The 24,325-nt window shown below is 42.3% G+C and carries 23 protein-coding genes; 7 read left to right on the forward strand and 16 right to left on the reverse strand.

Annotated features, from left to right (window positions below; genetic code table 11):
• Positions 1 to 208: 208 nt before the first annotated feature.
• A complete protein-coding gene (locus tag FTU00_RS13135) occupies positions 209 to 394 on the forward strand; it encodes a hypothetical protein (RefSeq protein ID WP_004784145.1) in 186 nt (61 codons plus the stop codon).
• A 678-nt stretch (positions 395 to 1,072) separates the two neighbouring features.
• Here the strand turns inward: FTU00_RS13135 and FTU00_RS13140 are convergent.
• The gene (locus tag FTU00_RS13140; RefSeq protein WP_180179869.1) at positions 1,073 to 1,237 is read right to left on the reverse strand and encodes a hypothetical protein; all 165 of its coding nucleotides are present in this window, start codon (positions 1,235 to 1,237) and stop codon (positions 1,073 to 1,075) included.
• 826 nt (positions 1,238 to 2,063) lie between these two features.
• Between FTU00_RS13140 and FTU00_RS15620 the strand changes: the two genes are divergently transcribed.
• From FTU00_RS15620 to FTU00_RS13150, 3 genes are all read left to right on the forward strand, one after another.
• Positions 2,064 to 2,192 (forward strand): hypothetical protein, encoded by a 129-nt coding sequence (locus tag FTU00_RS15620; RefSeq protein ID WP_004784138.1) that lies wholly within the window; start codon positions 2,064 to 2,066, stop codon positions 2,190 to 2,192.
• A 160-nt stretch (positions 2,193 to 2,352) separates the two neighbouring features.
• Positions 2,353 to 2,916, forward strand: a complete 564-nt coding sequence (locus FTU00_RS13145; protein WP_179993073.1) for a M23 family metallopeptidase — start codon at positions 2,353 to 2,355, stop codon at positions 2,914 to 2,916.
• Between the two features lie 89 nt (positions 2,917 to 3,005).
• The gene (locus FTU00_RS13150; RefSeq protein ID WP_180179870.1) at positions 3,006 to 4,994 is read left to right on the forward strand and encodes an acyltransferase family protein; all 1,989 of its coding nucleotides are present in this window, start codon (positions 3,006 to 3,008) and stop codon (positions 4,992 to 4,994) included.
• Positions 4,995 to 5,063: 69 nt separating this feature from the next.
• Here the strand turns inward: FTU00_RS13150 and FTU00_RS13155 are convergent, their stop codons facing one another.
• Together FTU00_RS13155 and FTU00_RS13160 are read right to left on the reverse strand one after the other, a co-directional pair.
• Positions 5,064 to 6,269 (reverse strand): YbfB/YjiJ family MFS transporter, encoded by a 1,206-nt coding sequence (locus tag FTU00_RS13155; RefSeq protein WP_180179871.1) that lies wholly within the window; start codon positions 6,267 to 6,269, stop codon positions 5,064 to 5,066.
• Between the two features lie 210 nt (positions 6,270 to 6,479).
• A complete protein-coding gene (locus FTU00_RS13160) occupies positions 6,480 to 7,715 on the reverse strand; it encodes a pyridoxal phosphate-dependent aminotransferase (RefSeq protein WP_004784132.1) in 1,236 nt (411 codons plus the stop codon).
• A gap of 152 nt (positions 7,716 to 7,867) precedes the next feature.
• Here FTU00_RS13160 and msrB point away from each other — a divergent pair, with 152 nt between their 5' ends.
• Both msrB and FTU00_RS13170 read left to right on the forward strand, forming a co-directional pair.
• Positions 7,868 to 8,287, forward strand: coding sequence for a peptide-methionine (R)-S-oxide reductase MsrB (gene msrB / locus FTU00_RS13165; RefSeq protein ID WP_004784131.1), 420 nt, complete (start codon positions 7,868 to 7,870; stop codon positions 8,285 to 8,287).
• On the forward strand, positions 8,284 to 8,760 hold the full coding sequence (locus FTU00_RS13170) for a glutathione peroxidase (RefSeq protein ID WP_004784130.1): 477 nt from the start codon (positions 8,284 to 8,286) through the stop codon (positions 8,758 to 8,760). The genes msrB and FTU00_RS13170 overlap by 4 nt, the downstream gene beginning before the upstream one ends.
• A 131-nt stretch (positions 8,761 to 8,891) precedes the next feature.
• Here FTU00_RS13170 and dapC read toward each other — a convergent pair whose 3' ends face one another.
• From dapC to FTU00_RS13200, 6 genes are all read right to left on the reverse strand, one after another.
• Positions 8,892 to 10,061: a succinyldiaminopimelate transaminase gene (dapC, locus tag FTU00_RS13175; RefSeq protein ID WP_180179872.1), complete on the reverse strand. Its 1,170-nt coding sequence runs from the start codon at positions 10,059 to 10,061 to the stop codon at positions 8,892 to 8,894.
• A gap of 22 nt (positions 10,062 to 10,083) precedes the next feature.
• On the reverse strand, positions 10,084 to 12,750 hold the full coding sequence (glnD, locus tag FTU00_RS13180; protein ID WP_166136115.1) for a [protein-PII] uridylyltransferase: 2,667 nt from the start codon (positions 12,748 to 12,750) through the stop codon (positions 10,084 to 10,086).
• Positions 12,751 to 12,773: 23 nt separating this feature from the next.
• Positions 12,774 to 13,988 (reverse strand): formate-dependent phosphoribosylglycinamide formyltransferase, encoded by a 1,215-nt coding sequence (gene purT, locus FTU00_RS13185; RefSeq protein ID WP_180179882.1) that lies wholly within the window; start codon positions 13,986 to 13,988, stop codon positions 12,774 to 12,776.
• 127 nt (positions 13,989 to 14,115) lie between these two features.
• Positions 14,116 to 14,748 carry a hypothetical protein gene (locus tag FTU00_RS13190; RefSeq protein ID WP_218951800.1) on the reverse strand — a complete coding sequence of 211 codons (633 nt, stop codon included), beginning with the start codon at positions 14,746 to 14,748 and terminating at the stop codon, positions 14,116 to 14,118.
• Positions 14,749 to 14,843: 95 nt separating this feature from the next.
• Positions 14,844 to 15,191: an L-valine transporter subunit YgaH gene (ygaH, locus tag FTU00_RS13195; protein WP_180179874.1), complete on the reverse strand. Its 348-nt coding sequence runs from the start codon at positions 15,189 to 15,191 to the stop codon at positions 14,844 to 14,846.
• Positions 15,188 to 15,916 carry an AzlC family ABC transporter permease gene (locus FTU00_RS13200; RefSeq protein WP_179993099.1) on the reverse strand — a complete coding sequence of 243 codons (729 nt, stop codon included), beginning with the start codon at positions 15,914 to 15,916 and terminating at the stop codon, positions 15,188 to 15,190. The genes ygaH and FTU00_RS13200 overlap by 4 nt, the downstream gene beginning before the upstream one ends.
• 128 nt (positions 15,917 to 16,044) lie before the next feature.
• Here FTU00_RS13200 and FTU00_RS13205 point away from each other — a divergent pair, with 128 nt between their 5' ends.
• Positions 16,045 to 16,539, forward strand: coding sequence for a hypothetical protein (locus tag FTU00_RS13205; protein WP_159123256.1), 495 nt, complete (start codon positions 16,045 to 16,047; stop codon positions 16,537 to 16,539).
• 527 nt (positions 16,540 to 17,066) lie between these two features.
• On the opposite strand, the gene FTU00_RS13210 is transcribed toward FTU00_RS13205, so the two are convergent.
• The 7 genes from FTU00_RS13210 to FTU00_RS13240 form a co-directional block, all read right to left on the reverse strand.
• Positions 17,067 to 17,681 (reverse strand): superoxide dismutase, encoded by a 615-nt coding sequence (locus tag FTU00_RS13210; RefSeq protein WP_179993079.1) that lies wholly within the window; start codon positions 17,679 to 17,681, stop codon positions 17,067 to 17,069.
• A gap of 213 nt (positions 17,682 to 17,894) precedes the next feature.
• Positions 17,895 to 18,986 carry a redox-regulated ATPase YchF gene (ychF, locus tag FTU00_RS13215; RefSeq protein ID WP_179993080.1) on the reverse strand — a complete coding sequence of 364 codons (1,092 nt, stop codon included), beginning with the start codon at positions 18,984 to 18,986 and terminating at the stop codon, positions 17,895 to 17,897.
• Positions 18,987 to 19,097: 111 nt separating this feature from the next.
• Complete coding sequence (locus FTU00_RS13220; protein ID WP_159123258.1) at positions 19,098 to 19,757, reverse strand: methionine ABC transporter permease; 660 nt, start codon at positions 19,755 to 19,757, stop codon at positions 19,098 to 19,100.
• Positions 19,738 to 20,808, reverse strand: a complete 1,071-nt coding sequence (locus FTU00_RS13225) for a methionine ABC transporter ATP-binding protein (protein ID WP_180015385.1) — start codon at positions 20,806 to 20,808, stop codon at positions 19,738 to 19,740. The genes FTU00_RS13220 and FTU00_RS13225 overlap by 20 nt, the downstream gene beginning before the upstream one ends.
• A gap of 10 nt (positions 20,809 to 20,818) precedes the next feature.
• On the reverse strand, positions 20,819 to 21,649 hold the full coding sequence (locus FTU00_RS13230; RefSeq protein ID WP_180053872.1) for a MetQ/NlpA family ABC transporter substrate-binding protein: 831 nt from the start codon (positions 21,647 to 21,649) through the stop codon (positions 20,819 to 20,821).
• A gap of 19 nt (positions 21,650 to 21,668) precedes the next feature.
• Positions 21,669 to 23,093 (reverse strand): LLM class flavin-dependent oxidoreductase, encoded by a 1,425-nt coding sequence (locus FTU00_RS13235; protein ID WP_180179875.1) that lies wholly within the window; start codon positions 23,091 to 23,093, stop codon positions 21,669 to 21,671.
• The gene (locus tag FTU00_RS13240) at positions 23,093 to 24,316 is read right to left on the reverse strand and encodes an SfnB family sulfur acquisition oxidoreductase (RefSeq protein WP_180018385.1); all 1,224 of its coding nucleotides are present in this window, start codon (positions 24,314 to 24,316) and stop codon (positions 23,093 to 23,095) included. Before FTU00_RS13240 ends, FTU00_RS13235 begins: the two co-directional genes overlap by 1 nt.
• Positions 24,317 to 24,325 lie beyond the last annotated feature (9 nt).

Here is a 24,325-nt window from a genome sequence, read left to right on the forward strand (position 1 = left end):
ACTGAGGATCAGAAAGCTTGTTTGAATCGATGTATTTCATCCGCAGATTATGCATGAATGCCAAGAAATCTGGAGTGCAAATATTAACCAAAAAGAAGATCGTTTTTTGATTTATGAAAGAGATCTAATACAACTCTATAAAGCAATGTAAACGAAAAATTCAAATCTTCTGCTAAATTAAAAATAAACCAAATGTGTGGAGGTTTGTATGAGAAATATACCAGAAGGAACCCAGGTTATTCATCATATATCAGCTCAGGACTGTGCATTCTATAAGGAAGAAAATGGAATTCTGAAAGTCTGGAATAGTGGCACTTGGGTGAATGCGATTGTACCAAATCTGGAAAAGATGATGGAGCTTGATTTCGAGTTAGAAGTACTCAAATCTATGTAGTGATTTAAAATTTAAAGATTCTTCTATTTAGGATCTTTAAATTTATATAGTGATGTTTTAAAAATAATAAAAAATATCTTTATGGAAAGGAGAATTTAATTGAAAATAAATTAGCAGTGGTTGATTATTTAAAAATATAGATCTGATGTTTAGTTTCAATTTGATATAAAATATGGAAAATAAATTATAAAATAGTAAAATTAAAACCTATGAAATAACTTAAAAAGACATTAAGTTCAAAAGCTTAAATTTTGGAATGGCAATATATTACATAGAAAAATTTTTTATAAACAAAGATTATTTTATTATTTTAAAGAAATAATCTATTAATTTTTTCAAATGAAATTCTATAAATTTATGAAAATTAAACAGATAGCGGTTGATAATAAGTGTTTAATTTATAGGCTGGATCTCTTATTTTTTGTTTTACTTTAGTTTAATTGTTCAAGATTATGTAATATTTTGTTATTTGGTTTTATGCTTATGTAGTGTATAAATAATATACAGCTCTCCATGAGGGTAAACACATGACTAAAGCAGAATTAGCTGTCTCCGCATTGGTCGTATTCCTTATTACCTTGATGGTTTATGGAGTAGGACAATCATTAAGTTATTAAAATAACTTTTTTCTAATGGTTCCTGTATGTAAATAAAGCCCTCCGTGGGCTTTATTTTGTTTCAGTCTGGGCCTGAATCACTCTTCTGATTTTCAGAATATTCTAGCGCAGCTTTTTGTGCTTCTGCGGCGGCTTTAGCTTCCAAAGGAATAGCATCTGCTGCAATAGTAGAAGTACCATAAAGGCCTATCATAATGAGTATTAGAATTTTCGAAAACTGTTTCATATGAAATCCTCTAATTTTCTAAAACTTGATTTCAGTGTAGGGGATAAAACTCTCTGGGCATGTATGAGCGGTGTCTGCTTATGTAAGATATTCGGGCTTAGCGTGAAAACCCTTTCACCTTATGTAAGAACAATTATCTTATGAATTATTTTGTAGAATTAATTAAAGAAATGTTTTAGAAATTGAAAACATTAAATGTTCTTAAATTTATAACTTGGAAGATATAAATTTTATAACCTTAGAATTTAATTCCTTTAAAGAAAATATTACCATTTATTGAATAAAATAATATGGATTAAAAAATAGTTCAAATAGGAACAATAGAAAATATTATAAAGCTAAGAATATTTGAACCTGAAAATAGTGACAAGATGACTTTGAATACAGATTTAATATTCAATTTACCTTATCATGTGTTTATTCCTTGACTGCGAAAACTATGGCCTACATTTTTATAGCCTCTCGTACTAAATATACTATTACTGCGTTAGTTCGATTCTGAACTGGAAACTTTGTGAACGTTGATACATCAATGCTAAATTTGGATCATTACTTTGGATCCACATCTATTGTTAGATTTTTTGAAGGGTTTTATTCAGAAAACCATATTTATATTCAGAGTTAAAACAGGTATCAACATGCAACGCTATGTAAGCGATGTAAATACCTCGAATAAAGATCTAATCAGAATTGAATGACTTAACTAAAGATGCTTTTACATTGACGTATTTGGATACAGCTCAGCGATTGGCTTATTTTATATAAAGGTTAGAGTGATTAATGGAACTTCCAGTGATAGAGACAGTTCTCCAAAGGAGTTTATGCTATGGCTAAATCAAGAGCAAAACACAAGCAGGTTCAGCAAAAGGATAAAAAGGACAGTGCTCAAAATGAAGAGCAACAACAGCAACAGCAACAACCCTCTAAACCATCACGTGCGAAAAAGCGTAAATAAAATTTAGACCTGATTCAACAAAACCCTCAGCTGAGGGTTTTGTTATTTTTAAGACTGTTTCTGAAAAGCAATCTGGAAAAAACATCATTAAAAATAACAGGATTTTGACTTTAAATTTCTGTGTCTTCCTTAAGATAAAACGAACCCCCATTAAACGGCTATGCGAGCTATTGTGAAAATTCCCAAAATCCTGCTTTTAATATTTTCCTTAAGCATATTACTTACTGCCTGTCAGCCACCGCCATCAGGTGAACCAGCGGGCTGGAAAAGCCCGTATCTGTATTGGCAATTAAAAAAATCTGAGCTGATTAGACCGGTAGAAATTCCTGTACAAGGAGTAAAACCTCGCCAGATTCAGGATACTTGGGGTGGAGCACGGAGTGAAGGTCGCAAACATGAGGGGACTGATATTTTTGCTCAACGGGGTACACCGGTAGTCAGTGCGACCCAAGGGATCGTCCGCAAGATTGGAACCAATAATTTAGGAGGTAAAGTTATCTGGATTACTGGTCCGAATTTAAGCCAACATTATTATGCACATCTGGAGGATTATGCTGAACATATTCAGGAAGGAGACTGGGTAGAAGCAGGTGAAATCATTGCCTATGTCGGTAATACCGGTAATGCGAAAAATACACCACCACATTTGCATTATGGGATTTATCTCAGTGGAGAAGGTGCGACTAATCCTTATCCTTATTTAAAGGTAGAAGAATTGGAATAAGCGCAGGTGAATGTAAAAAAAAATGTAAAAGATCGCCATCTAAAGATTGAAAAGCATAAAATAGCGTATCTCCCGCTTTTCCTGTTTTTATGAGTTTTGCTTATCGACCAGATATCGATGGCCTGAGAGCTATTGCAGTATCATTGGTCATTTTCAATCATCTCGGCTGGTCATTATTTTCTGGCGGCTATATTGGTGTTGATATTTTCTTTGTCATTTCCGGTTATCTCATTACGACCATTCTGACGCGCGATATTGAGTTGCAGCAATTTTCAATTGCACGGTTTTATAAGAAACGTGTGATCCGTCTGGCACCTGCATATTTTACTGTACTGGCAATTGTCAGCCTAATTGCCTGGCAGGTGATGTTGCCGGGTGAGCTGACGGAATATTTTAAAAGCGTCATGTATGCGACTGTGCTTATTGCCAATCTGTATATGCGGAATGAGGTAGGAGATTATTTCAGCCCGAATGTAGAAAATGTGCCGTTATTACATTTATGGTCATTGGGCGTAGAAGAGCAGTTTTATATTTTCTGGCCGCTCTTGCTATGGCTATTCTTGAGTAAGACCTCGCGTAAATATCTTTGGGTTGTCATTAGTGTATTCATTGTCGCTTTAGTTATATACGCCCAGCAGCAACTGACTCATAATCCGGCCAAAGCTTATTATAGTATGCCGGTACGAGCATTTGAGTTGTTGATTGGTGCATTGATTAGCTGCTTGCCAAAACTGAATCTGCCAAAAAAACTATTACAGGGATTGGTCTGGGCTGGAGTAAGTGTTCTATTTGCAACTGCAATTTATTTTGATCAGCAAACCCCATTCCCAGGACTGATGGCATTGATCCCATGTATTGCAACGGCACTGATTATTTATTTGGGGCAATCCATATCTTCAAGTAATTTATTATTGAGTAATCGTCTTAGTACATGGATTGGTAAAATTTCATATCCTCTGTATCTATGGCACTGGCCGATAATCGTGTTCTTTGGCATTTATATGCTGCCCTTGAATCTGGAAAATCAGATTATTATTGTTTTCCTATCACTTATATGTGCATTTCTGACTTATAAACTGGCTGAAACACCCCTGAAACGCTTTGTGATGGCTGCAAATTATAAAGTGATTATTCTTGGGTTTCTGTTACCTGCAGCCAGTTTTATTGCGATCGCCCAAACCATCAAAACACATGAAGGTTTCCCGGAGCGTTTTCCAAAATCGGTGCATGACAAACAGGAAGCATTACATACGTATGCTCATGTGATTCGCAGTAACTGTATGGATACCGCGGATCCAAATGTTTTACCCAGTGCTCAAGATTGTGTCTTAGGACAATCTAAAGAAGATATTGATTTCCTGTTGATCGGCGATTCGCATGCCAATGCCTATACTGCAATGCTAGATGAATGGGCAAAGGACGCCAATTTACGCGGTTATGATGCAACGCAAAGTTCGACCTTTTATCTGCCAGGTGTGCAGCGATTTGAGTTAAAGCTGAATCAATGGAAAGAACTGACCAAATTCCAAAAACGTAATGATGCTATTACTGCGCATCTGGCAGAAACCCATTATCCAATGATTATACTGGCAGGTTCTTATGCACCGTATTTTGGTGATGATGTAAAACTTAAAGATAGTGCTCATCATACTGAGGAAGAGATATTTAAAGCAGGCTTGATGAAGGCCTTAGAAATTGCCCATCAATCTAGTGATCAGGTAGTGCTAATTAATGATGTACCACGCCTTGATTGGGAGGGTATTCCTTCTGATTGTAATATTCGTAATGAGATTCTTCATCGGGACGCTGCATGTACAGTTTCCCGAAAAAGTTATGAAGCACATTTAAAGCAATTCAATCAGATTTTGGCAGAAGCAAAACTGAAATATCCACAATTGCAAATCGTTGATCCAACCAAAGTTATCTGTGATCAGCGGGCATGTAAAACGATGCTGAATGATGTACCTTTGTATCGGTTTAAGGATGATAATCATCTTAATGATCAGGGTTCACGGCAATTAGGCGTTGAATATCTAAAACAGTTTGGTAATCCGCTTAAAGCTTTGAAGAAAAATTAAAGGAATAAAACCACGTTTAATGACGTGGTTTTATTCCTTGGGAATTAGGTCATTGACCGATTTTCGTCTTTATTTAATTTTTTCTTCTTGAACAGAAACCGGTTGCTCATTCGTCTTATATTTGGAGGAACGCGTATTCCAGACCAGTTGCAAAGTTCCGGCTAATAAAACTAAAGCTGCCAGCATAAACTGTTGATGGTAATTCAATCCTAGATATTGCAGGGCACTAAAACTCAATCCACCAATCAGCTGAACAGCAGCAAAACATAGAGTCGCAATGCTCCAAAGCTTCTTATAGGCCAGTCCATACAGTTGCAAAATGGTATAAGAGGTGAGGAAAACTACAGCTGGATTCAACATCCCGGTAAAGAAAGAAGAACTAAAAGTCAGGAATGGATTAGCATTTAAAGTCGCAATGAAAATCGCCAGAATATACACACTATAAAGAATCTTCAGGGCAGTAAAATTGCCAAATTTTCTTGCCAGAATATAGGCTGAAAAAGCACCTAAGGCACTGCCCAAACCATATAGAATCCAGTTAAAGTTAATCCAGAACAAGCTTAATCCTAGTTCATGGCTGAGATAGTCAATCCAGAACAGGGAATGCGGAATATAGGCAAATGCGCTACAGGCATAAACCGCCAGTAAACTATAAAAGACTGTATTTAAAGGTGCTTGCGCAGGATGAGAAACAGATTGTTTAGCTAGATAGGGTTTAAATTGTGGTATCAGTAGGCTTAAGCAGATACAAATCATCAGGGCAAACCCACATAAAATCAGCCAGGCCGTACGTATGGAAATCTGGTCAAGATAAGGCAAAAACAGGGTAGCTAATAAAACCCCTAATCCAATCCCGCTAAAACCAATAAAATTGATTTTAAAACGGTCTTTTAAATCACAGCACTGAGCCACGACACTTGGTGACAAAATCATGAGCAGGCCACCACTAATACCGGAAATCACGCGCCAGCTGATATACCAGATTTCAGAAAACCCTGAAAAAGCGCAACAGAATAGGCTAACCATTCCAGCTATTGCAGCAAGCTGGATATAGGTACTTATGCTTCGGTCTTGAGGTAAGCGCATCGCTGCAAAAGCACCCATTAAATAACCCAGTAGATTGGCACTACCTAAAAGGCTGGCAAAACTCGCGCTCCAGACAAAGGCTTCACGTGTACCAGGTAACAGGGCAGTATAGGAAAAACGCAGAATGCCGATGCCTAAGCACATGCTCAGGCAGAGAAAAAGACTAAGCTTGACCGTATTTGAGGACATCCATGTACTCTTGAAGTTTTATATTTGTTCAAAAAATAGCATGAATCATCAAGCTAAAGGAGAAAAGGCTGAATAGATTTTTATTGAAAAGAAAAATTCTGGATTAACAGCATGCTTCTATTGTAAATATCTGTAAAGCTTATCGCGGAACTTTTTAGACAATAAAAAACCGCATTCATGAATGCGGTTTTTTGGAATTAATTTTATAAATTAACGCATTTTTGCCAAGAAACGGCCTAAACGGGTAATCGCTTCACGCAGTTCATTTTCTGCTGGCAGGAATACCACACGGAAGTGATCCGGTGTTGGCCAGTTGAAACCAGTACCTTGAACCAATAGAACTTTCTCAGCACGTAACAGATCAAGCATCAGTTTCTCGTCATCCTCAACTGGATAGATTTCAGGATCAAGACGAGGGAAACAGTACATCGCACCTTCAGGTTTTACACAAGATACCCCTGGAATCTCGTTCAGCATTTCCCAGGCAATATTACGCTGTTCATATAGACGGCCACCTGGGCGGATCAGGTCATTAATAGACTGATAGCCACCGAGTGCAGTCTGAATTGCATATTGTGCTTGGTGATTCGCGCAAAGGCGCATTGAAGCCAGCATATCTAGGCCTTCAATGTAGTCCATTGCCCGTGATTTATCACCAGTAATTGCCATCCAGCCTGAGCGATAGCCAGCAATACGATAGGCCTTAGATAAACCGTTGAACGATACACATAATTGCTTGCCTGCGAGTGAAGCTACTGACACATGTTCAATGCCATCGTAAACGATCTTGTCATAGATTTCGTCTGCAAACAGGATTAAGTCATATTTCTTCGCCAAATCAACGATTTGCTGTAATACATGACGCGGATAAACCGACCCAGTTGGATTATTCGGGTTGATAATCACGATCCCGCGGGTATTTGGCGTGATTTTGCTTTCCATATCCGCAATATCTGGATACCAGTGATCTTCTTCATCACATTTATAGTGAATCGCTGTACCGCCAGACAGGTTCACTGCCGCAGTCCATAATGGATAATCCGGCATTGGAATCAGCATTTCATCGCCGTCATCCAGCAGGCCTTGCATCGCCATCACGATCAGCTCAGATACGCCATTGCCGACATACACGTCATTCACGTGCATATCCAGAATGCCTTTTTGCTGGTAATACTGACAGATCGCTTTACGTGCCGGGAAAATCCCTTTGGAATCCGTATAACCAATCGCATTTGGCAGGTTCAGTGCAACATCATTAATGATTTCTTGCGGGGCTTCAAAGCCGAATGGGGCGGGATTTCCGATATTCAGTTTGATAATTTTATGTCCGGCTTCTTCCATCTCGTTGGCCGCTCGTAACACTGGTCCGCGAATGTCGTAGCAAACATGCTCAAGCTTAGACGATTTTTTGATCTCGCGAGGAGGGGTGTTACCAATACCGGACATAATTCCATCCAATTAATTTTTAAGTTAAACCTATAGATTACGCAAATATCACAATCTATGCTGAAATTTCGCTAGAAATTTTTTCATCTCTAGCGTAAATATGGAAGTACTGAAGCATGACATTGAATGTCAAAGATTTAAAGGAGTTAGTGATGGGAAAACTCAATAAAACAGACCGGGAATGGCAAAGAGAGTTATCACCAGAAGAGTTTCGCATTACGCGTGAAAAAGGAACTGAACCGGCATTCACAGGCAAGTACTGGAATACAAAACAGGAAGGGACTTATGTCTGCCGTTGCTGTGGTACACCACTGTTTTCTTCAACCACCAAATATGACAGCGGTTGCGGCTGGCCAAGCTTCTATCGTCCTGTGAGCAGCTCAGTTGTAGAGGAATTACCTGATACTTCACATGGTATGGTGAGAACAGAAATTGTTTGTCATCATTGTGATGCACATTTGGGACACGTTTTCCCGGATGGTCCGGAACCGACTGGCTTACGTTATTGTGTAAACTCGGCCTCTTTAGAATTACAAACACAAGAAAAAACTGACGAGGAAACTTATCCATGACCAGCATTTATCAGTTTGAAGCTGAGTTGTTAGATGGGAAAAACAAACGACTTGCAGATTATGAAGGAAAAGTACTTTTAATCGTAAATACCGCGAGTAAATGTGGTTTCACTCCACAATTTGCAGGTCTGGAAAAGCTTTACCAGAAATATAAAGAGCAGGGACTGGAAGTTTTAGGTTTTCCATGCAATCAGTTTGGCGGACAGGATCCAGGTTCAAATGAACAGATCGGGGAATTTTGCCAGAAAAATTATGGGGTTTCTTTCCCAATGTTTTCCAAGGTGGATGTTAAAGGCCCGGAAGCGCATGCGATCTTCCGTTACTTGACCAATAATTCCAAAGGAATTCTAGGAAATGGTATTAAGTGGAATTTCACCAAATTTCTGATTGGTCGTGATGGCAAGGTATTAAACCGTTTTGCACCTACCACCAAACCTGAAGATCTCGAAACAGAAATTGAAAAGGTTTTATAAGTTTATTTGAAATGTCTAATTTCTAATGAACAGAAAATAAGTGAAATAAAAAAATAATTTGTAGCCAACATCCATAAAAAAACCCACTTCTGGAAAGTGGGTTTTTTTATTTATATTTAGATCTTAAAAGATTAAAGAATCGCTTTTAAACGCTGAATCACCTGTTCACATTGTGCCAGATCAGCCACCAATGCCAGACGCACATGGTTTTCACCCGGGTTGCCTTGCGTAGTTTCACGAGACAGGTAGCGGCCTGGTAATACTTTGACATGCGCTTTTTCCATCAACATTTTGGCAAAAGTTTCATCATTGTCCACTTTAAGCCAATAGTAGAAACCGGCATCCGGTTTTTTCAGCGGGAGCAAGTGCCCTAATTCTTTCTGGAACAGATCAAATTTGGCACGATACTGTACCCGGTTTTCTTCCACATGAGCTTCATCATTCCAGGCAGCAATTGATGCTAACTGGTGTTGCACCGGCATTGCGGCACCGTGATAAGTACGATATTGCAGATAAGGTTTGAGTAAAGCTGCATCGCCTGCAACAAAGCCTGAACGCATGCCTGGCAAGTTAGAACGTTTAGACAGGGAGTGGAACACGACACAGTTTTTATAGTCATCTCGGCCAATCTCGGCACACACTTCCAGTAAACCTGTCGGTGCTTCATCAAACCAGAGTTCTGAATAACATTCATCAGAAGCAATGACAAAATCATATTTGTCTGACAGTGCAATCAGCTTTTTAAACTGTTCTTTAGAAAGAACAGCACCCGTTGGGTTGCCTGGTGTACACACAAATAACAGGGCAGTTTTTTCCCAGACTTCAGCCGGAACTGCATCAAAGTCGCCTAGGTAGCCATTTTCTTCAGTACAGTTAATGAAATAAGGTTTTGCACCTGCAAGCAGAGTTGCACCTTCATAAATCTGGTAGAAAGGGTTTGGCATCACCACATAAGGCGCATCTTCACGATTAATCAGCGCCTGAACAAAAGAGAAGATCGCTTCACGGGTACCGGAGACCGGTAATACATTGCTGTCTGCACTGATGCTATTGAGTTTAAAACGGCGAGTCAGCCAGTTGGCAATGCTTTCACGTAATTCAGGTAAGCCTTTGCTGTTCGGATAAGTTGATAGATGCTGGAAATTATCGATAATCGCCTGTTTCACGAACTCGGGTGCTGGATGCTTTGGTTCACCAATCGAAAGAGGAATCAAAGGCATATTCGCAGGCTGGATATCCGCGAAAAGTTTATTCAACTTTTCAAACGGATATGGATGCAATAAAGACAAGCTAGAGTTCATGAATGTGTTACCGAGCAGTATGTTAGTGTTGAGCATTGACCTGATGTGAGGCCTCATCTAGAGCAGCTTTTAATGCCGCTGCAAAATTGTCAGACTCTATTTGGGTCATTGGGCTGCCATCTTTTTTGGTGACAAAGAAAATATCTTCAGCACGTTCGCCAAGCGTAGCAATTTTGGCAGAGTGAATATCCAGACCCTGCATCATAAATAAACCGCCAATTTTCGCAAGTAAACCAGGATGGTCAAGTGTCGCAATTTCAACCATATTCTGGTTTAAAGCTTCATTAAGGGTGATATCGACGGTATTTTCAATGTCAAAATGACGTAACTGACGCGGAATCCGGCGCTGCATCAGACCTGGATATTCATCAGAATGGCTTAAGGCATCCTGTAAGGCTTCAATGACGGTCGCTTCACGTTCCGGATCGGTCAGAAGGGTGCCAAAACGGTCAAGGACAACATAGGTATCCAGACTGAAAGCTTTGGTTGCGGTAATAATCCGGGCATCCTGAACGTCCAGATTCATGCGATCCAGAACAGCAACCGTGGTAGCGAACAGATTTGGTTTGTCTTGGGTATAGATGAAGATCTGCACGGCATCCTGTGCATATTTACGATGTGCACGCATTAATACCAATGGTGCAGGATTATCGCCATGTTCCAGAATGGCGCGGGTATGCCAGGCGATTTCATCGGCAGATTCTTTCAGGAAGTAGTCATCGCCCAGTTCCTGCCAGACTTTTTCAACGTCATAAAGCGAGAAATGTTCTACCAGACGTTCACTGGCTTCGAATTTGGTATCTTCAATCAGCATCTGATAATCAACCGGACGACCAAGACCGGAACGGATGACATCACGCGCATGCGTATAGAGCTGACGCATCAAAGATGAACGCCAGGTATTCCAGAGTTTGGGATTGGTCGCATTAATATCTGCCACGGTTAGGGTATACAGATAATCCAGATGCTCCATATCTCCCATTTTTTCAGCAAATTCTTTGACTACATCCGGATCGGAAATATCTTTTTTCTGTGAAGTCACTGACATGGACAAATGGTTTTCAATCAGCCAGGCAACCAGATTGCATTCCCGTTCGGTAAAGCCATGGGTACGGCAGAACTGAATCGCATCGGCTGCACCAAGCTCACTATGATCACCGCCACGACCTTTGGCAATATCATGGAAAATAGCCGCTAGATAAACAATGTCACGACGTGCTAAGCGCTGGAACACAGAGCTGACCACAGGGAATTCTTTGGCAAATTCGGGTTCCTTGAAGCGGTTCAGATTGCGGATCAAGAGCAGGGTATGTGCATCCACGGTATAGATGTGGAATAAGTCATATTGCATCAGACCGGTAATCTGTCCGAAAGCCGGAATATATTTGCCTAGGACACCATAACGTTTCATCGCTACTAAGGTTTCATACAGGCGATGCGGTGAACGAATGATGGCCATAAACAGGGCTTGGTGTACCGCATTATCACGGAAATCCTGATCAATACGTTTAGCTGCCAGAGTAAGCAGACGTAAAGTACGAGCACGAATACCCTCAATTTCAGGACGATTGGCCAGCAAATAGAAGATTTCCAGAATGGCACTTGGCTTTTCCGAGAAAATCTTGTGATGTTGAACTGCTAACTTGCCATCGACTAGTTTAAAGTTTTCATTAATTTCTTCAATCTGGCGTTCATATTGGGGTAAACGTGGGGTAATGACTGATTCATTAAAATAAGCCAGTAGCATTTCATTCAGAGTCGAAACCTGCTGCGCGCTACGGTAATAGCGCTTCATGAACTGTTCGATTGGATAGTTCGGTGACTGACCTTCTTCACGGGTATAGCCAAACATCGCTGCAATATCCCGTTGATAATCAAACAGCAGGCGGTTTTCATCGCGCTTGGTCAGGCGGTGTAAATGATGACGAATTTCCCAGAGAAAGCTTTCAGCTTCTTCGAGTACGGCAAGTTCAAACTCTGAAATAAAGCCCAGATGCACCAGGTCATAAATACGGTTGACACGGAAATGACGTTTGGCAATCCAGCCAATCTGGTTAATATCACGGATACCGCCCGGTGCATTTTTAATATCCGGTTCCAGATTGCTTTCAGTATTATTGTGCTGAGCATAGCGTTTGTGCTGCTCGTCCATTTTCGCATCAAAAAAGGTTTTATCAGTCCAGGTTTGTGACACGATCCGGCGTGGCCACTTGGTTAAATTTTCATTGCCAATAATCAGACGTGCCTCGATCAAGGACGTCGCTACAGTAAGGTCGCTGCTGGCCTGATTGACACATTCATTGATGGTACGAACACTGATGCCCGGTTTGAAATTGCCCACATCCCAAAGCGAAGAAATAAAGCTGGAGATCAGCTTTTCCTGCTCTGAAGTGAAATCATCTTCTGAGAGGATCATGATATCGACATCTGAATATGGCAGCATTTCGCGGCGGCCATAACCGCCGACTGCGAAAAGCGCCAAATCGGTCTGATCAAGTTCAGCATGATTCCACAGAAATTGCAGGGCTTCATCAATCAGGTTAGAACGAGCCTGAATGATGTCACGGATGGACTGTCCATTTTCAAAACATTCCTGAAGCTGATTTTCTACATCGCTACGCCATTGATTGATCGCTTTGATGTCATTGTGACTTTTAATGTAATTCAGCAGCGGGGAGGTATTGATCATGAACAGTGGTCCGTTGTATTTACTTAATTTTGATGAACATTAACTTGGTCAGCAACCTGTTGAACCAGCTCGCGAGCCTGTTCAATGCTTCCTGCACGCGCAGTCGCGACACCCATACGGCGGCGTTTAAAACCTTCAGGTTTACCAAACAGGCGTAAATCGGTATCGGCATGGGCTAAAGCAAGATTCAGGCCAGAAAATGAAAGATTGCGATCATCGACACCTGCGTAAATCACGGCACTGGCAGCCACACTATGGCGAGCTGTATTGACTGGTAAGCCTAAAATAGCACGGGCATGCAGTTCAAATTCACTCTGGAACTGGGAAGCTAAAGTGACCAGACCAGTGTCATGCGGGCGAGGTGAAACCTCACTAAACCATACTTTGTCGCCTTTGACAAAGAGTTCTACACCAAAAATGCCGCAACCGCCCAATGCCGTGGTGACTTTATTGGCGATACGTTTTGATTCTTCCAGAGCAGCGGGACTCATTGGCTGAGGCTGCCAGCTTTCTACATAGTCGCCTGAGTCCTGACGATGTCCAATCGGATCACAGTAAGAAGTTTCGATTTCGCCAGTTTGAGGATTCTTAGCCCGCACAGTAAGCAGGGTAATTTCAAAATCGAAATCAATCTGTGATTCGACAATCACTTTGCCCTGATTAACTCGACCACCTGTTTGCGCATATTCCCAGGCAGCATCGACTTCTTCAAAACTTTTCACGCGAGATTGGCCTTTACCTGAAGAAGACATCACCGGCTTCACAAAGTTTGGATAACCAATGTCATCACAGGCTGCGCGGAAAGATTCCAGAGAATCGGCAAAGCGATAAGCAGAGGTCGGTAAGCCTAGTTCTTCAGCCGCCAGACGACGAATGCCTTCACGGTTCATGGTCAGGTTAACTGCTTTAGCTGAAGGAATTACGGTTGCAATATTCTGTTCTTCAATTTCAACCAGCACTTCGGTCGCAATCGCTTCAATTTCAGGAACAATGAGATGCGGCTGAATTTTTTGAATAAGCTGTTTGAGTTCTGCTGCATCTGCCATATTTAAGGCATAAGAAAAATGTGCCACCTGCATGGCAGGAGCATCTGCATAACGATCTGCAGCATGAACTTCTACACCTAAACGTTGCAAGGAAATCACCACTTCCTTACCTAGTTCTCCTGAACCTAGCAATAGAACTTTAAAAGCTGAAGATTGAAGAGGAGTACCAATAGTCACGTTCATGTGTATTATCCATGCTTGATTTTATGGACTTTTAGCATAACAGAACTCAATGCCGAGATAAGCCGAGTTTCATACAAAATTGTGATATTAGCCAGCAGTTTTATTTATAAAAGTTTATAGAGAATTGCATCTGAAATCAGGCAGTTCGCTTTACTGTATTTTTCACCGGGTTTAAATGATAAATCCGGTTTTGCGGATTGGGTTTTTCCATATGCAAAATTTGCTTGTCATTGAGCTGAAGTTGATAGAGAAGTTTCAGACTTTGTATTCTCTTAAAGGCATAAAAGGGAATGACAAAAGGACAGATAAAACCAAATATCCATAGCAATAAACCAAATCCTGAAAATTGCAGTGCATCTAAGAATACAGTGAAAAAGTGGAATTGATGATTTGACACTGCGACAAGTGCAAAAAATAGAAACAGTAAAATTATACTAAAGCAAAATACATAAATGAGATTTGGAATGCCTTTATGTAGCAGGCTCCATCGGCTAAAAATGATTTGTTTGGGATGCAGATGGATTACCTGTTGAGTCTGATTGTAGAGGGCAATGATTTTATTTTTGCCATGCTTCTGAATATAAATGACACGGACATGATCTGCGGGTTCAGCAACCACTTCTACAAAATGACCAGTAAAATTCTGTGCATTAATAAGGCATTCAAAATAGCAGCCGGGTAATTCATATTGGCTAAAAATAGCTAACATCTCATCACGTCGATAATGAATAAATATTTTACCTTCAATTATTTGCTTTGGCTCGAACATGCCAATATTTTCCTTACTTTTTTTCTTATATAAAAAAGACTTATGCAATTAATTTAGCATAAGTCTTGAATGAGATTTTTAATTTTCTAAAAGGCTTAAAAAGGTACAGAGATATAGGTATAGATCAGGCCATAAGTTAAAGCTGCAGTTAAGGTCGCCATGACAATTTTCTTAAACTTGAAATACAGTCCAGCGAGTACAATAAAACCGATCAGCATGGCAAAGCTTTTATCTGGCATTTCCAATAAGGGCGGTAAGGTCGCCACAACCAGCATGGAACTGATAGCAGCAATCCCAATTGAACCCAAAGCAATTTTCAGCCATAGCGCACCACGTTTTTGCGAACCCTGCTGAAATTTTTGAATTACATAGAAAGGGCCAAAACGTGAGGCAAAATTGGCAATCCCGACAATAATTCCGACCAAGATAATTTCAAGATTCATGATTGATCTCCTGCATATTCAGGATCTGGTTTTTTCAGCACATAGTGCTTGAACAGGCCGGCCAAAATACCGGAACTGATGCCGATAAAGATCGCAGCGGACAAATCGATAAAATAACAGGCTACCGCTGAGACAATAATCGTGATGGTCACCACAAAGGTATGTTTCTTTTCAAAGGCTGCCAGTAAGAAACTTAAGAACAGGGCAGGTAGCAGGAAATCTAAAGCCGCCTGCAAGAATTGTGGCAGGTGACTGACTTGATCAGCAAATAAGCCGCCTAAAAATGAACCTGTCGCCCAAGATAGCCAGCTAAATAGACTCAGACCGAGCATCCACGACTCTGACCATTCCTGACGCCGTTGTGACAGCTTGATCATACCTGAAGCAAAGACTTCATCAGTAAGACCCCAAGCCCAGACTGCGGTTTTCTTCAGGTTTAAACGATCTTGAATCAGGTTTTGTAAAGCTGGGCCGTATAAAAGATGACGAATGTCCAAGGCAATCACGGTCAATGCAGTCATCCAGATCGAAGTACCGCTACCAAGTAACGCTACAACTAAAAACTGACTGGCACCGGCATACATGGAGCAGGACAGAAATAAGGCTTCCCAGGCAGTAAAGCCGAACTGGGTGGCAGAAACGCCAAAGGCAAAGGAGACCGGAAGGTAAGTAAATATAATGGCCTGGCTATCTTTGGCACCTTGCCAGAAACCGGCAGGTTGCATCGCTACTGGATTGTGGTCAGACACAAAACACCTTGAGGGAGAGAGTTAAAACAGGGATTAAATCAAGATTGTGTATTGTACGCGAATTTACTAGCATAGTGCCGAAATGTTTAACTGGCGATTCGGATATGTTGATGTTCAAGACACGTGCAATGCTGGTCGGTGTTTTAATCGGCAGCACCTTATTTCTTCAAGCTTGTGGAAATGACAGTCAAGCGCCAAAAGCCGAAATTAAAGCGGCACCTAAACTCTCTAATGATGCGACCACTTATGCCAATGCTGCATGGCAATTCATGAATGAAGTCGATCCGCTGGTTTATAACAAGGAAATGGAACAGATAGATGCTCAGGTACGTCAACCGGCCCGTAAATTGAGTACTGACTGGCGCATTAATGTGAAAATGACTGACTCAGTGACGGAAGGAAAATATGCCTTATGTCGCAAGGCGTTAACCAGTCTGGAAATCTGGGCACGTAGCACCGTTGAAAATAGCAGTAGTGTGGCACAGAAACAGGCCGACTATGAGCGTGATAAACAGCAATGTCAGGGAGCTATTGCTCATCCTGAACTGGGAAATACTGATCCAAAGCAGAAAGGTAATGCAGTAGCTGAACAGTCTTAATCGGGTTTTATAATCTTCAGGCGGGACTTCGGTTCCGCTTTTTTGTTATAAAAAACGATTCTATTTATATAAATAAACAATAATTAAAATCAAAAAGATTGCCCTGAATCATTAAAAAAGTCCTATAATTGACTCATAATCAAGCGATTTAGAGATAAAAGTTAATTTTTGGAGTCATTTTAAATGTTTAATAAATTGTTTTTAGCGATAAGTATGAGTGCTGTTTTAGTAAATGGAGTACAAGCTTCTTATGCGTGTGAAGTGGCACCATGTACCAATGGCTTCGATAGCGTCAATGTCTGTGAATTGCGTTCTTAAATTTTAAATCCATCTCCCTATAGAAAAAATTAAACAGCAAAAATTAAAAGAAGCCTCAGAATAAGGCTTCCCATACAATAGACGATCATGTCTTAAAGCAACATGAACAGACGTTCTAGATACAACACTGCTCCGCCCAAAAGTATACTGAGACCACAGAGCAAACGTAAAGAGTGCCAAGACATGAGATTACGTCCTACTGTGTTCATTTATGTTGAAAGTGCTTCTAGATAACGGCGATTCACTTCCTTCCAGTTCACAACATTAAAGAAAGCGGCAATATATTCAGGACGACGGTTCTGGTATTTCAAATAGTACGCATGTTCCCAGACATCCAGACCTAGAATCGGGGTATTGCCATGCATGAGTGGTGAGTCCTGATTGGCGCTGCTTTCTATGATAATGGTTTGATCAGGTGCCACGCTGAGCCAGGCCCATCCGCTACCAAAACGGGTCAGGGCTGCCTTGGTAAAAGCTTCTTTAAAGGCTTCAAAGCCGCCAAGCTCCTTGTCGATCGCCTGTGCAATTTCACCTTCAGGATTGCCACCTCCACTTGGACTCATTACTGTCCAGAACAGGGAATGGTTGGCATGACCGCCGCCATTATTAATCACATTATTTTTCAAATCTTCAGGTACCTGATTGGCTTTGCTCACCAGTTCTTCTACAGAAAGATCTTCCCATTCTGTGCCTTCAATACCTGCATTGATGTTGTTGATATAAGTTTGATGGTGCTTGGCATGGTGGATTTCCATGGTTTTAGCATCAATATGCGGTTCCAATGCATCATAAGCATAAGGGAGTTCGGGAAGGGTATAGCTCATTTTTAATTGTCCTTAAGCGTGATTGAGTGAGTGGAATTCTCGACTAAATTTTAAAATACGCTTGAGTTGTATTAAATACAATGAGAATTATTATCATTAATGTTATGGGAAGAGATTTTTATAAATAGGATGTAAAGATGCGTATGAGAATAGCAAGAAGCCAAATTTAGTAACAAAAAAGCCCCAGATTTGGGGCTTTTCTTTGGCTTCAACTTATACGTTGAAACGGAAGTGCAGAACGTCACCGTCCTGAACGATATAAGTTTTACCCTCTAGACGCCATTTACCTGCTTCTTTAGCGCCAGCTTCGCCGTTATACTGTACAAAATCATCATAAGCAATACATTCTGCACGGATGAAGCCTTTTTCGAAGTCAGTGTGAATGACACCCGCTGCTTGAGGCGCAGTAGCGCCGACTTTAACCGTCCAGGCGCGAACTTCCTGTACACCGGCAGTGAAGTAAGTTTGTAGGCCAAGCAGTGAATAACCTGCACGGATCACCACGTTCAAACCAGGCTCTTCCATGCCCATTGCTTCCAGGAATTCAGCACGGTCTTCATCTTCAAGCAATGAAATTTCAGCTTCGATCTGGTTGCAAAGTGGAACCACGATTGCATTTTCAGCAGCTGCCAGTTCACGTACCGCATCGAGGTGCGGGTTGTTTTCAAAACCGTCTTCTGCCACGTTAGCGATGTACATCGTTGGTTTAAGTGTTAACAGACCAAAGCCACGAACCAGTTTACGTTCGTCATCATCCAGATTTGCTGCACGGGCAGGTTTGCCTTCATCAAGCAGAGGTAAGATTTTTTCTAGAACGGCTTTAGTGGCTACAGCTTCTTTATCGCCACCTTTTGCAGACTTCGCCAGACGAGTCACTGCTTTAGTCACAGTTTCAAGGTCAGCTAGAGCAAGTTCAGTGTTAATCGTTGCGATGTCATCAAGCGGATCAATTTTACCGTTGACGTGAATCACGTTTTCATCTTCGAAACAACGAACAACATGAGCAATTGCATCAGTTTCACGGATATTCGCCAGGAACTGGTTACCCAGACCTTCGCCTTTAGATGCACCAGCAACCAGACCCGCGATGTCCACGAATTCCATGGTAGTTGGTACCACGCGTTGTGGTTTTACGATTTCAGCAAGTTTGTCCAGGCGTGGATCAGGCACAGGCACGATACCGGTGTTTGGTTCAATCGTACAGAATGGGAAGTTTTCCGCAGCAATTGCAGCTTTAGTTAATGCATTGAAAAGCGTAGATTTACCAACGTTAGGCAGGCCTACAATACCACAATTAAAACCCATGAAATAACTCACAAAGCGTTATATAAAAATTGCCAGTGATTTTACATGAAAGCCATGACAAAGTCAGGTCATGGCTGGGTGCTTTGTTGAAAACTTATGAAATAGATGTTTTTAAATTTTACGTTTATCGAGCTGATTCGATAGGGTGTCACCAGTGGCCTGAACCAGCATGACCAGAATCACCAGCACCACAATCACCGCCAGCATGATCTGCATGTCAAAACGCTGATAGCCATAACGGTAGGCAATGTCGCCCAGACCACCGGCACCAATCGCACCGGCAATGGCGGATGAGTTAATCATGGTCACCAAAGTGACGGTAAAACCGGCCACAATCCCTGGTAAAGCTTCAGGTAATAGCACATGCCAGATAATTTGCTTACGGTTACAGCCAATCGCTTGAGCCGCTTCAATCAGTCCCTGATCTACTTCACGTAAACTCACTTCAGCAATACGCGCAAAGAAAGGAGTCGCGGCCAACGTTAAAGGTACAACGGCTGCCCAGACGCCATAGCTGGTGCCTACAATCCAGCGGGTAAGGGGAATTAAAGCGACCATTAAAATCAGGAAAGGCACCGAACGGGTAATATTTACAATCCAGCCCAGAGCCTGATTAATGGGTTTGGATGGATAGATCCCGTGTTCAGATGTACTGACCAGTACTACTGCCATCGGTAAACCAATCAGAAAGGCAACGATTGCGGATACACCAACCATGATGAGGGTATCGGTGGTTCCTGTTAGTAATAAATCAATGAGTTGGTCGTGCATAGCCAATCACCTCAATCTGTGCAATGTGTTGTTTTAGTTTTTGCTGAAGTAAGTCAGTATCCAGATTTAGATCGGCAACTGCGACAATCAGGCTACCGACCAGATGATTCTGGATGCTGTCGATATGACTTTGATAGAGATGCACCGGATGCTCGAACTGTTCGAAAATCACTTTCAAATCTGGTGAATGCTGAACACTAGAGGCATAGCGCAGTTTGATAATGCTATGCGTGGTATCTGTTGTCACTTCAGGACTGATCGAAAATGGCAGTTCCAGCTGTTCCAGATTCAGCAGTTCCTGGGTAATTTGCTGCTGTGGATTGGAAAACACTGACCAGACTTCACCCGCTTCAACAATTTCACCTTTTTCAATCACGACGACTTGATCGCAAATTTCACGAATGACCTGCATTTCATGGGTGATTAGTACAATAGTGATGCCGAGTTTCTGGTTGATTTCTTTCAGTAAAGACAGCACCACTGAGGTACTTTCCGGATCCAGTGCAGAAGTGGCTTCATCACAGAGTAGAATTTCCGGGTGATGCACCAGCGCGCGGGCAATACCGACACGCTGTTTTTGGCCACCGGATAGCTGAGAAGGGTAGTTCTGAGCCTTATCGCTTAAGCCGACCAGTTGCAGCACTTCGTTTACACGCGCATCAATGTCTGATTTTTTATAATTTGCAACTTTTAAAGGCAGAGCTACATTTTCCCAGACGGTTTTGGCAGACATCAGGTTGAAGTGCTGAAAAATCATGCCAATACGCTGACGAAGCTGGATCAGTTCAGCATGGGTTAAGCCAGCCAAATCCTGCTGATGGATATGGATATGACCTTCGCTGATCTGTTCCAGACCATTTAGGGTACGTAGCAGCGAGGATTTCCCCGCACCACTTTTCCCGATAATCCCGAAGATCTTGCCTTCAGGAATATCCAGATTGATGTTTTTCAAGGCATGTACCGATTTGCCTTGTACCTCATAGTATTTATTCAGGTCACGGATTTTGATATGTGGGACGGAAAACGCCACCTGAGAACCAAAACTCACCATAGTATTCACCTTATTTCCAGCCCGGGAACCAGAGCTTCGCACCAAAGTCAGCATCTAATGCTTCCTTCACGCGAGGTGAGTTCTGATAGATTTCCACAAATTTTTTCAGCTTGTCATTTTTGTCCTGATAGTCCTCACGTACGGCAAACAAGATCGCGTAACGGTTGTCTTTGTTAGAGTCAAATAACAACGCTTGTTCTGGATCAGCTGTTTTAGCCAGACGTAGATAGTGCGGGTAACCGAAAGCCAGATCAACATCATCAATGGCACGTGCAGTTTGCGGACCTTCAACCTCAACGAATTGCAGATTTTTCGGATTCACTGCAATATCTTTCAGGCTGGAAAGATGGTTATTCGGATCTTTTAAAGTCACCAGTTTAGCCTGTTGTAATAACAATAGAGCACGGCCTTGGTTGACTGGATCGTTTGGCACCACAACTTTCGCGCCGTCTTTAAGTTCATCCAGACTGTTAATTTTCTTGGAATATAGACCAACATGAGTTGCTGCACCTTTGGCAAAGGCTTTGATCTTGAAATCAGTTTCTTTCTTCGCATTATCCAAAAATGGCTGATGCTGGAAGAAGTTAGCATCAATGTCACCATGATTCAGGGTGATGTTTGGTGTGTTCCAGTCTGAGAACTCGACCAGTTTGACATTGATGTCTTGCTGTTTGGCCTCTTCGGCTGCGACTTGTAAAGGTTTAGCGAAGGACGGGCTGATCCCAATCACCAGTTCATCCGAACCGGATTTCTTTTGTTGATTCCAGATCACCAAGCCGATAATCACGGCGGCAATAATCACCCCAATCATGGTGAATTTTGTTTTAGCTGTTTGTGCCATGTTGCACCTCAAAATAAATTTATGCTGATTGTTTTTGCTTTAAGTTTGTGTTCGCGGTAGAGGCAGAGTTTTGACATCGGAATTGCTGTACTGGATGCGCGCTAGGTAAGCGGTCACCTTGCTGAAACAGCTTGTGTCTGAAACTGCCTTGTTCATATTCAGTTTTATAGCGTCCGCGCTGCTGTAATTCAGGAATCACTAATTGGATAAAATCCTGATGTGATTCAGGTGCCACCGTGCGGGTCAGGTTGAAGCCATCGATACCAGTTTCATCAATCAGCTGAATTAGCTTTTCTGCCACCGTTGCGCCGCTACCCACGATCAGTGGATAACGTCCGCCTAGCACATGTTGAGCCTTTAGGTCATTGGGTGTGATCTGCTGCTCTTTGAATTTGTCATTAACCGTCGCAATACTATTGGTCTTCTTGTAAGGAATTGGTTCATCATCAGCAAATTTGGACAGGTCAATGCCAACTGAGCTGGAATAATGTGCAAGACCTGCTTCAGGGCTGGCATAGGCGCGATATTCATCCAGCTTTTGCTGTGCTAGTTCATCCGTTGCTGCAGTGACCACGGTAATGCCGACAAAAATCTTGATCGCTTCAGGATCATGGCCTTGTTCAGTGGCCTGACGACGAATCTGATCAACCTGTTTTTTAATCTTGTCCGGATGATCACCACCAATAAATATGCCTTCAGTATGTTGAGTAGCAAAGGCCATACCACGCGGTGAAGCACCGGCTTGGAACAGCACAGGCGTACGTTGAACAGAAGGTGAAACCTGGAACACGCCCTGGCTACGATAAAATTGACCCTGATGATTGACCTGGTGCACCTTGGCTGGATCAGTAAAGATACGTTGCTGCTTATCTTTTAAGACAGCATCATCTTCCCAGGAGCCTTCCCAGAATTTGTAGCATAGCTGTAAAAACTCCTCGGCCTGTTCATAGCGCAGGTCATGGTCTTTCAGGCCATTTTCACCAATCAGGCGCTGCGCACTGTCCAGATAACCTGTCACGATATTCCAGCCGATACGACCATTAGTCAGGTGATCCAGACTGGCAAAACGGCGGGCGAACTGATATGGCGACTCATAGCTGAGATTCACCGTGACCCCAAAACCGAGATTTTTAGTGACAGCTGCCATGGCAGATACCAGTGTGCTTGGATCATGGCTGGGTAATTGAATCGATTCTCTTAGTGTCAGATCAATGCCGTTTTGATAGACGTCATAGACTCCAGTAATGTCGGCAATGAACAGACCATCAAACAGGCCTTTTTCTAGCGTTTTTGCCAGATCAGTCCAGTAGCTCAGCTCATTAAAACGGTGTGATTCATCCCGTGGATGAGTCCACAGACCATGATTGATATGACCCACGCAGTTCATATCAAATGCATTCAGTAGGATTTTTTTTGCTTTCGAGCTAATTGTAGTATTTGTCATTACAATGTCCCCCGGCGTGGAGGCAGTACGCCATTCAGCAAATAATTAGCGATGAAATAGTACTTCCAGCGTGAAGCATCGTGCAGGGTATGCACGCGGGCATTGCGCCAGAAACGATCCAAGCCATCTTCGCGCTGGCTACCACGACTGCCAGCCAGTTCAATCAGCTTCGATGATGCTTTTAATGCGGTTTCAGAACTGTGTGCACGCACTTTGGCTACATCTAGAGAGGCTCTGGCAACACTGACCTCAGTCGGAGCAACCTTGGCGGCATCAACAGAACGTGCGGCCTGTTTGAGTAACACTTCAGAAGCACGCACATCAGCTACCACACGGCCCAGTTCAAGTTTGGTCAGCGGATCATCGGTGGCCTTGTCCACACCAGAATCAATCCACGGACGCGCCTGACGTACACGGTCCAAGGTTTCCTCAAATGCAGTACGGGCAATGCCGGTTTCAATGGAGGCATGTAGCAATTGTGCGAAAGGACCGGAAATGGTTGGGCGGGAATAGGCCGTATCAAAACGTACCACATCTTCCTCAAGCACCTGCACGTTGTCGAATTTCACCGTGCCGCTGCCAGTGGTACGCTGGCCAAAACCGCTCCAGTCATCAATCAAGGTGAGACCTTCACTGTCACGTGGGACAAAGGCCAGGAATTGCTGTTCGCTTTCATGCACGACCAGTGTCGGAATGCGGTGCGCAAACAGGCTGCCGGTGCAATAGAATTTTTCGCCGTTAATGACATAACCTTGCTCGGTTTTGCGAATCGCAGTTTGGCGCTGTGCAGCAGTCTTGGTCTTGAATTCAGCTAGGGCATTACCAAAACGAGCACCTTTTAAGACTTCGGCATAGAGTTTCTGTTTTTGTTCCTCCGTGCCGTTATTGCGCAGGATTTCGAGACCATAGAAATGGTTTTGCGGAATCTGACCGATTGATCCATCCACACCGCTCATTAGGGCAATGACTTGTGCCACCGTATAGCTAGACACTTCTGCACCACCATATTCTTTAGGTACAGTAATCGCCCAGAGTCCGGACTGGCTATAAGCCTCGATTTCTTCGAAAGGCAGAATACGTTCAGCATCACGTTGTACTGAATTAATCTTGAACTGCTCTGCCAGATTATGGGCAATTTCTAGTGCTTCTTCATCAGATTTGATGATGTGCGCATGTGCCAGCTGTTCTGACTGCAATGGACTAATGTTTTGAAATGAAGTCATGGCAAATAT

The sequence above is a fragment of the Acinetobacter sp. YH12041 genome (assembly GCF_013419975.1).
GTDB lineage: Bacteria > Pseudomonadota > Gammaproteobacteria > Pseudomonadales > Moraxellaceae > Acinetobacter.

Coding starts and splice junctions, on each gene's coding strand:
- FTU00_RS13150 (WP_180179870.1), top strand. CDS start 3,006: ATGAGTTTTGCTTATCGACCAGATATCGATGGCCTGAGAGCTATTGCA.
- FTU00_RS15620 (WP_004784138.1), top strand. CDS start 2,064: ATGGCTAAATCAAGAGCAAAACACAAGCAGGTTCAGCAAAAGGATAAA.
- glnD (WP_166136115.1), bottom strand. CDS start 12,750: ATGATCAATACCTCCCCGCTGCTGAATTACATTAAAAGTCACAATGAC.
- FTU00_RS13160 (WP_004784132.1), bottom strand. CDS start 7,715: ATGTCCGGTATTGGTAACACCCCTCCTCGCGAGATCAAAAAATCGTCT.
- FTU00_RS13235 (WP_180179875.1), bottom strand. CDS start 23,093: ATGACAAATACTACAATTAGCTCGAAAGCAAAAAAAATCCTACTGAAT.
- FTU00_RS13205 (WP_159123256.1), top strand. CDS start 16,045: ATGTTGATGTTCAAGACACGTGCAATGCTGGTCGGTGTTTTAATCGGC.
- ychF (WP_179993080.1), bottom strand. CDS start 18,986: ATGGGTTTTAATTGTGGTATTGTAGGCCTGCCTAACGTTGGTAAATCT.
- FTU00_RS13155 (WP_180179871.1), bottom strand. CDS start 6,269: ATGTCCTCAAATACGGTCAAGCTTAGTCTTTTTCTCTGCCTGAGCATG.
- FTU00_RS13135 (WP_004784145.1), top strand. CDS start 209: ATGAGAAATATACCAGAAGGAACCCAGGTTATTCATCATATATCAGCT.
- FTU00_RS13200 (WP_179993099.1), bottom strand. CDS start 15,916: ATGCAACCTGCCGGTTTCTGGCAAGGTGCCAAAGATAGCCAGGCCATT.
- FTU00_RS13210 (WP_179993079.1), bottom strand. CDS start 17,681: ATGAGCTATACCCTTCCCGAACTCCCTTATGCTTATGATGCATTGGAA.
- dapC (WP_180179872.1), bottom strand. CDS start 10,061: ATGAACTCTAGCTTGTCTTTATTGCATCCATATCCGTTTGAAAAGTTG.
- msrB (WP_004784131.1), top strand. CDS start 7,868: ATGGGAAAACTCAATAAAACAGACCGGGAATGGCAAAGAGAGTTATCA.
- FTU00_RS13145 (WP_179993073.1), top strand. CDS start 2,353: ATGCGAGCTATTGTGAAAATTCCCAAAATCCTGCTTTTAATATTTTCC.
- FTU00_RS13170 (WP_004784130.1), top strand. CDS start 8,284: ATGACCAGCATTTATCAGTTTGAAGCTGAGTTGTTAGATGGGAAAAAC.
- FTU00_RS13190 (WP_218951800.1), bottom strand. CDS start 14,748: ATGTTCGAGCCAAAGCAAATAATTGAAGGTAAAATATTTATTCATTAT.
- FTU00_RS13225 (WP_180015385.1), bottom strand. CDS start 20,808: ATGGTGAGTTTTGGTTCTCAGGTGGCGTTTTCCGTCCCACATATCAAA.
- ygaH (WP_180179874.1), bottom strand. CDS start 15,191: ATGAATCTTGAAATTATCTTGGTCGGAATTATTGTCGGGATTGCCAAT.
- FTU00_RS13140 (WP_180179869.1), bottom strand. CDS start 1,237: ATGAAACAGTTTTCGAAAATTCTAATACTCATTATGATAGGCCTTTAT.
- FTU00_RS13220 (WP_159123258.1), bottom strand. CDS start 19,757: ATGCACGACCAACTCATTGATTTATTACTAACAGGAACCACCGATACC.
- FTU00_RS13230 (WP_180053872.1), bottom strand. CDS start 21,649: ATGGCACAAACAGCTAAAACAAAATTCACCATGATTGGGGTGATTATT.
- FTU00_RS13240 (WP_180018385.1), bottom strand. CDS start 24,316: ATGACTTCATTTCAAAACATTAGTCCATTGCAGTCAGAACAGCTGGCA.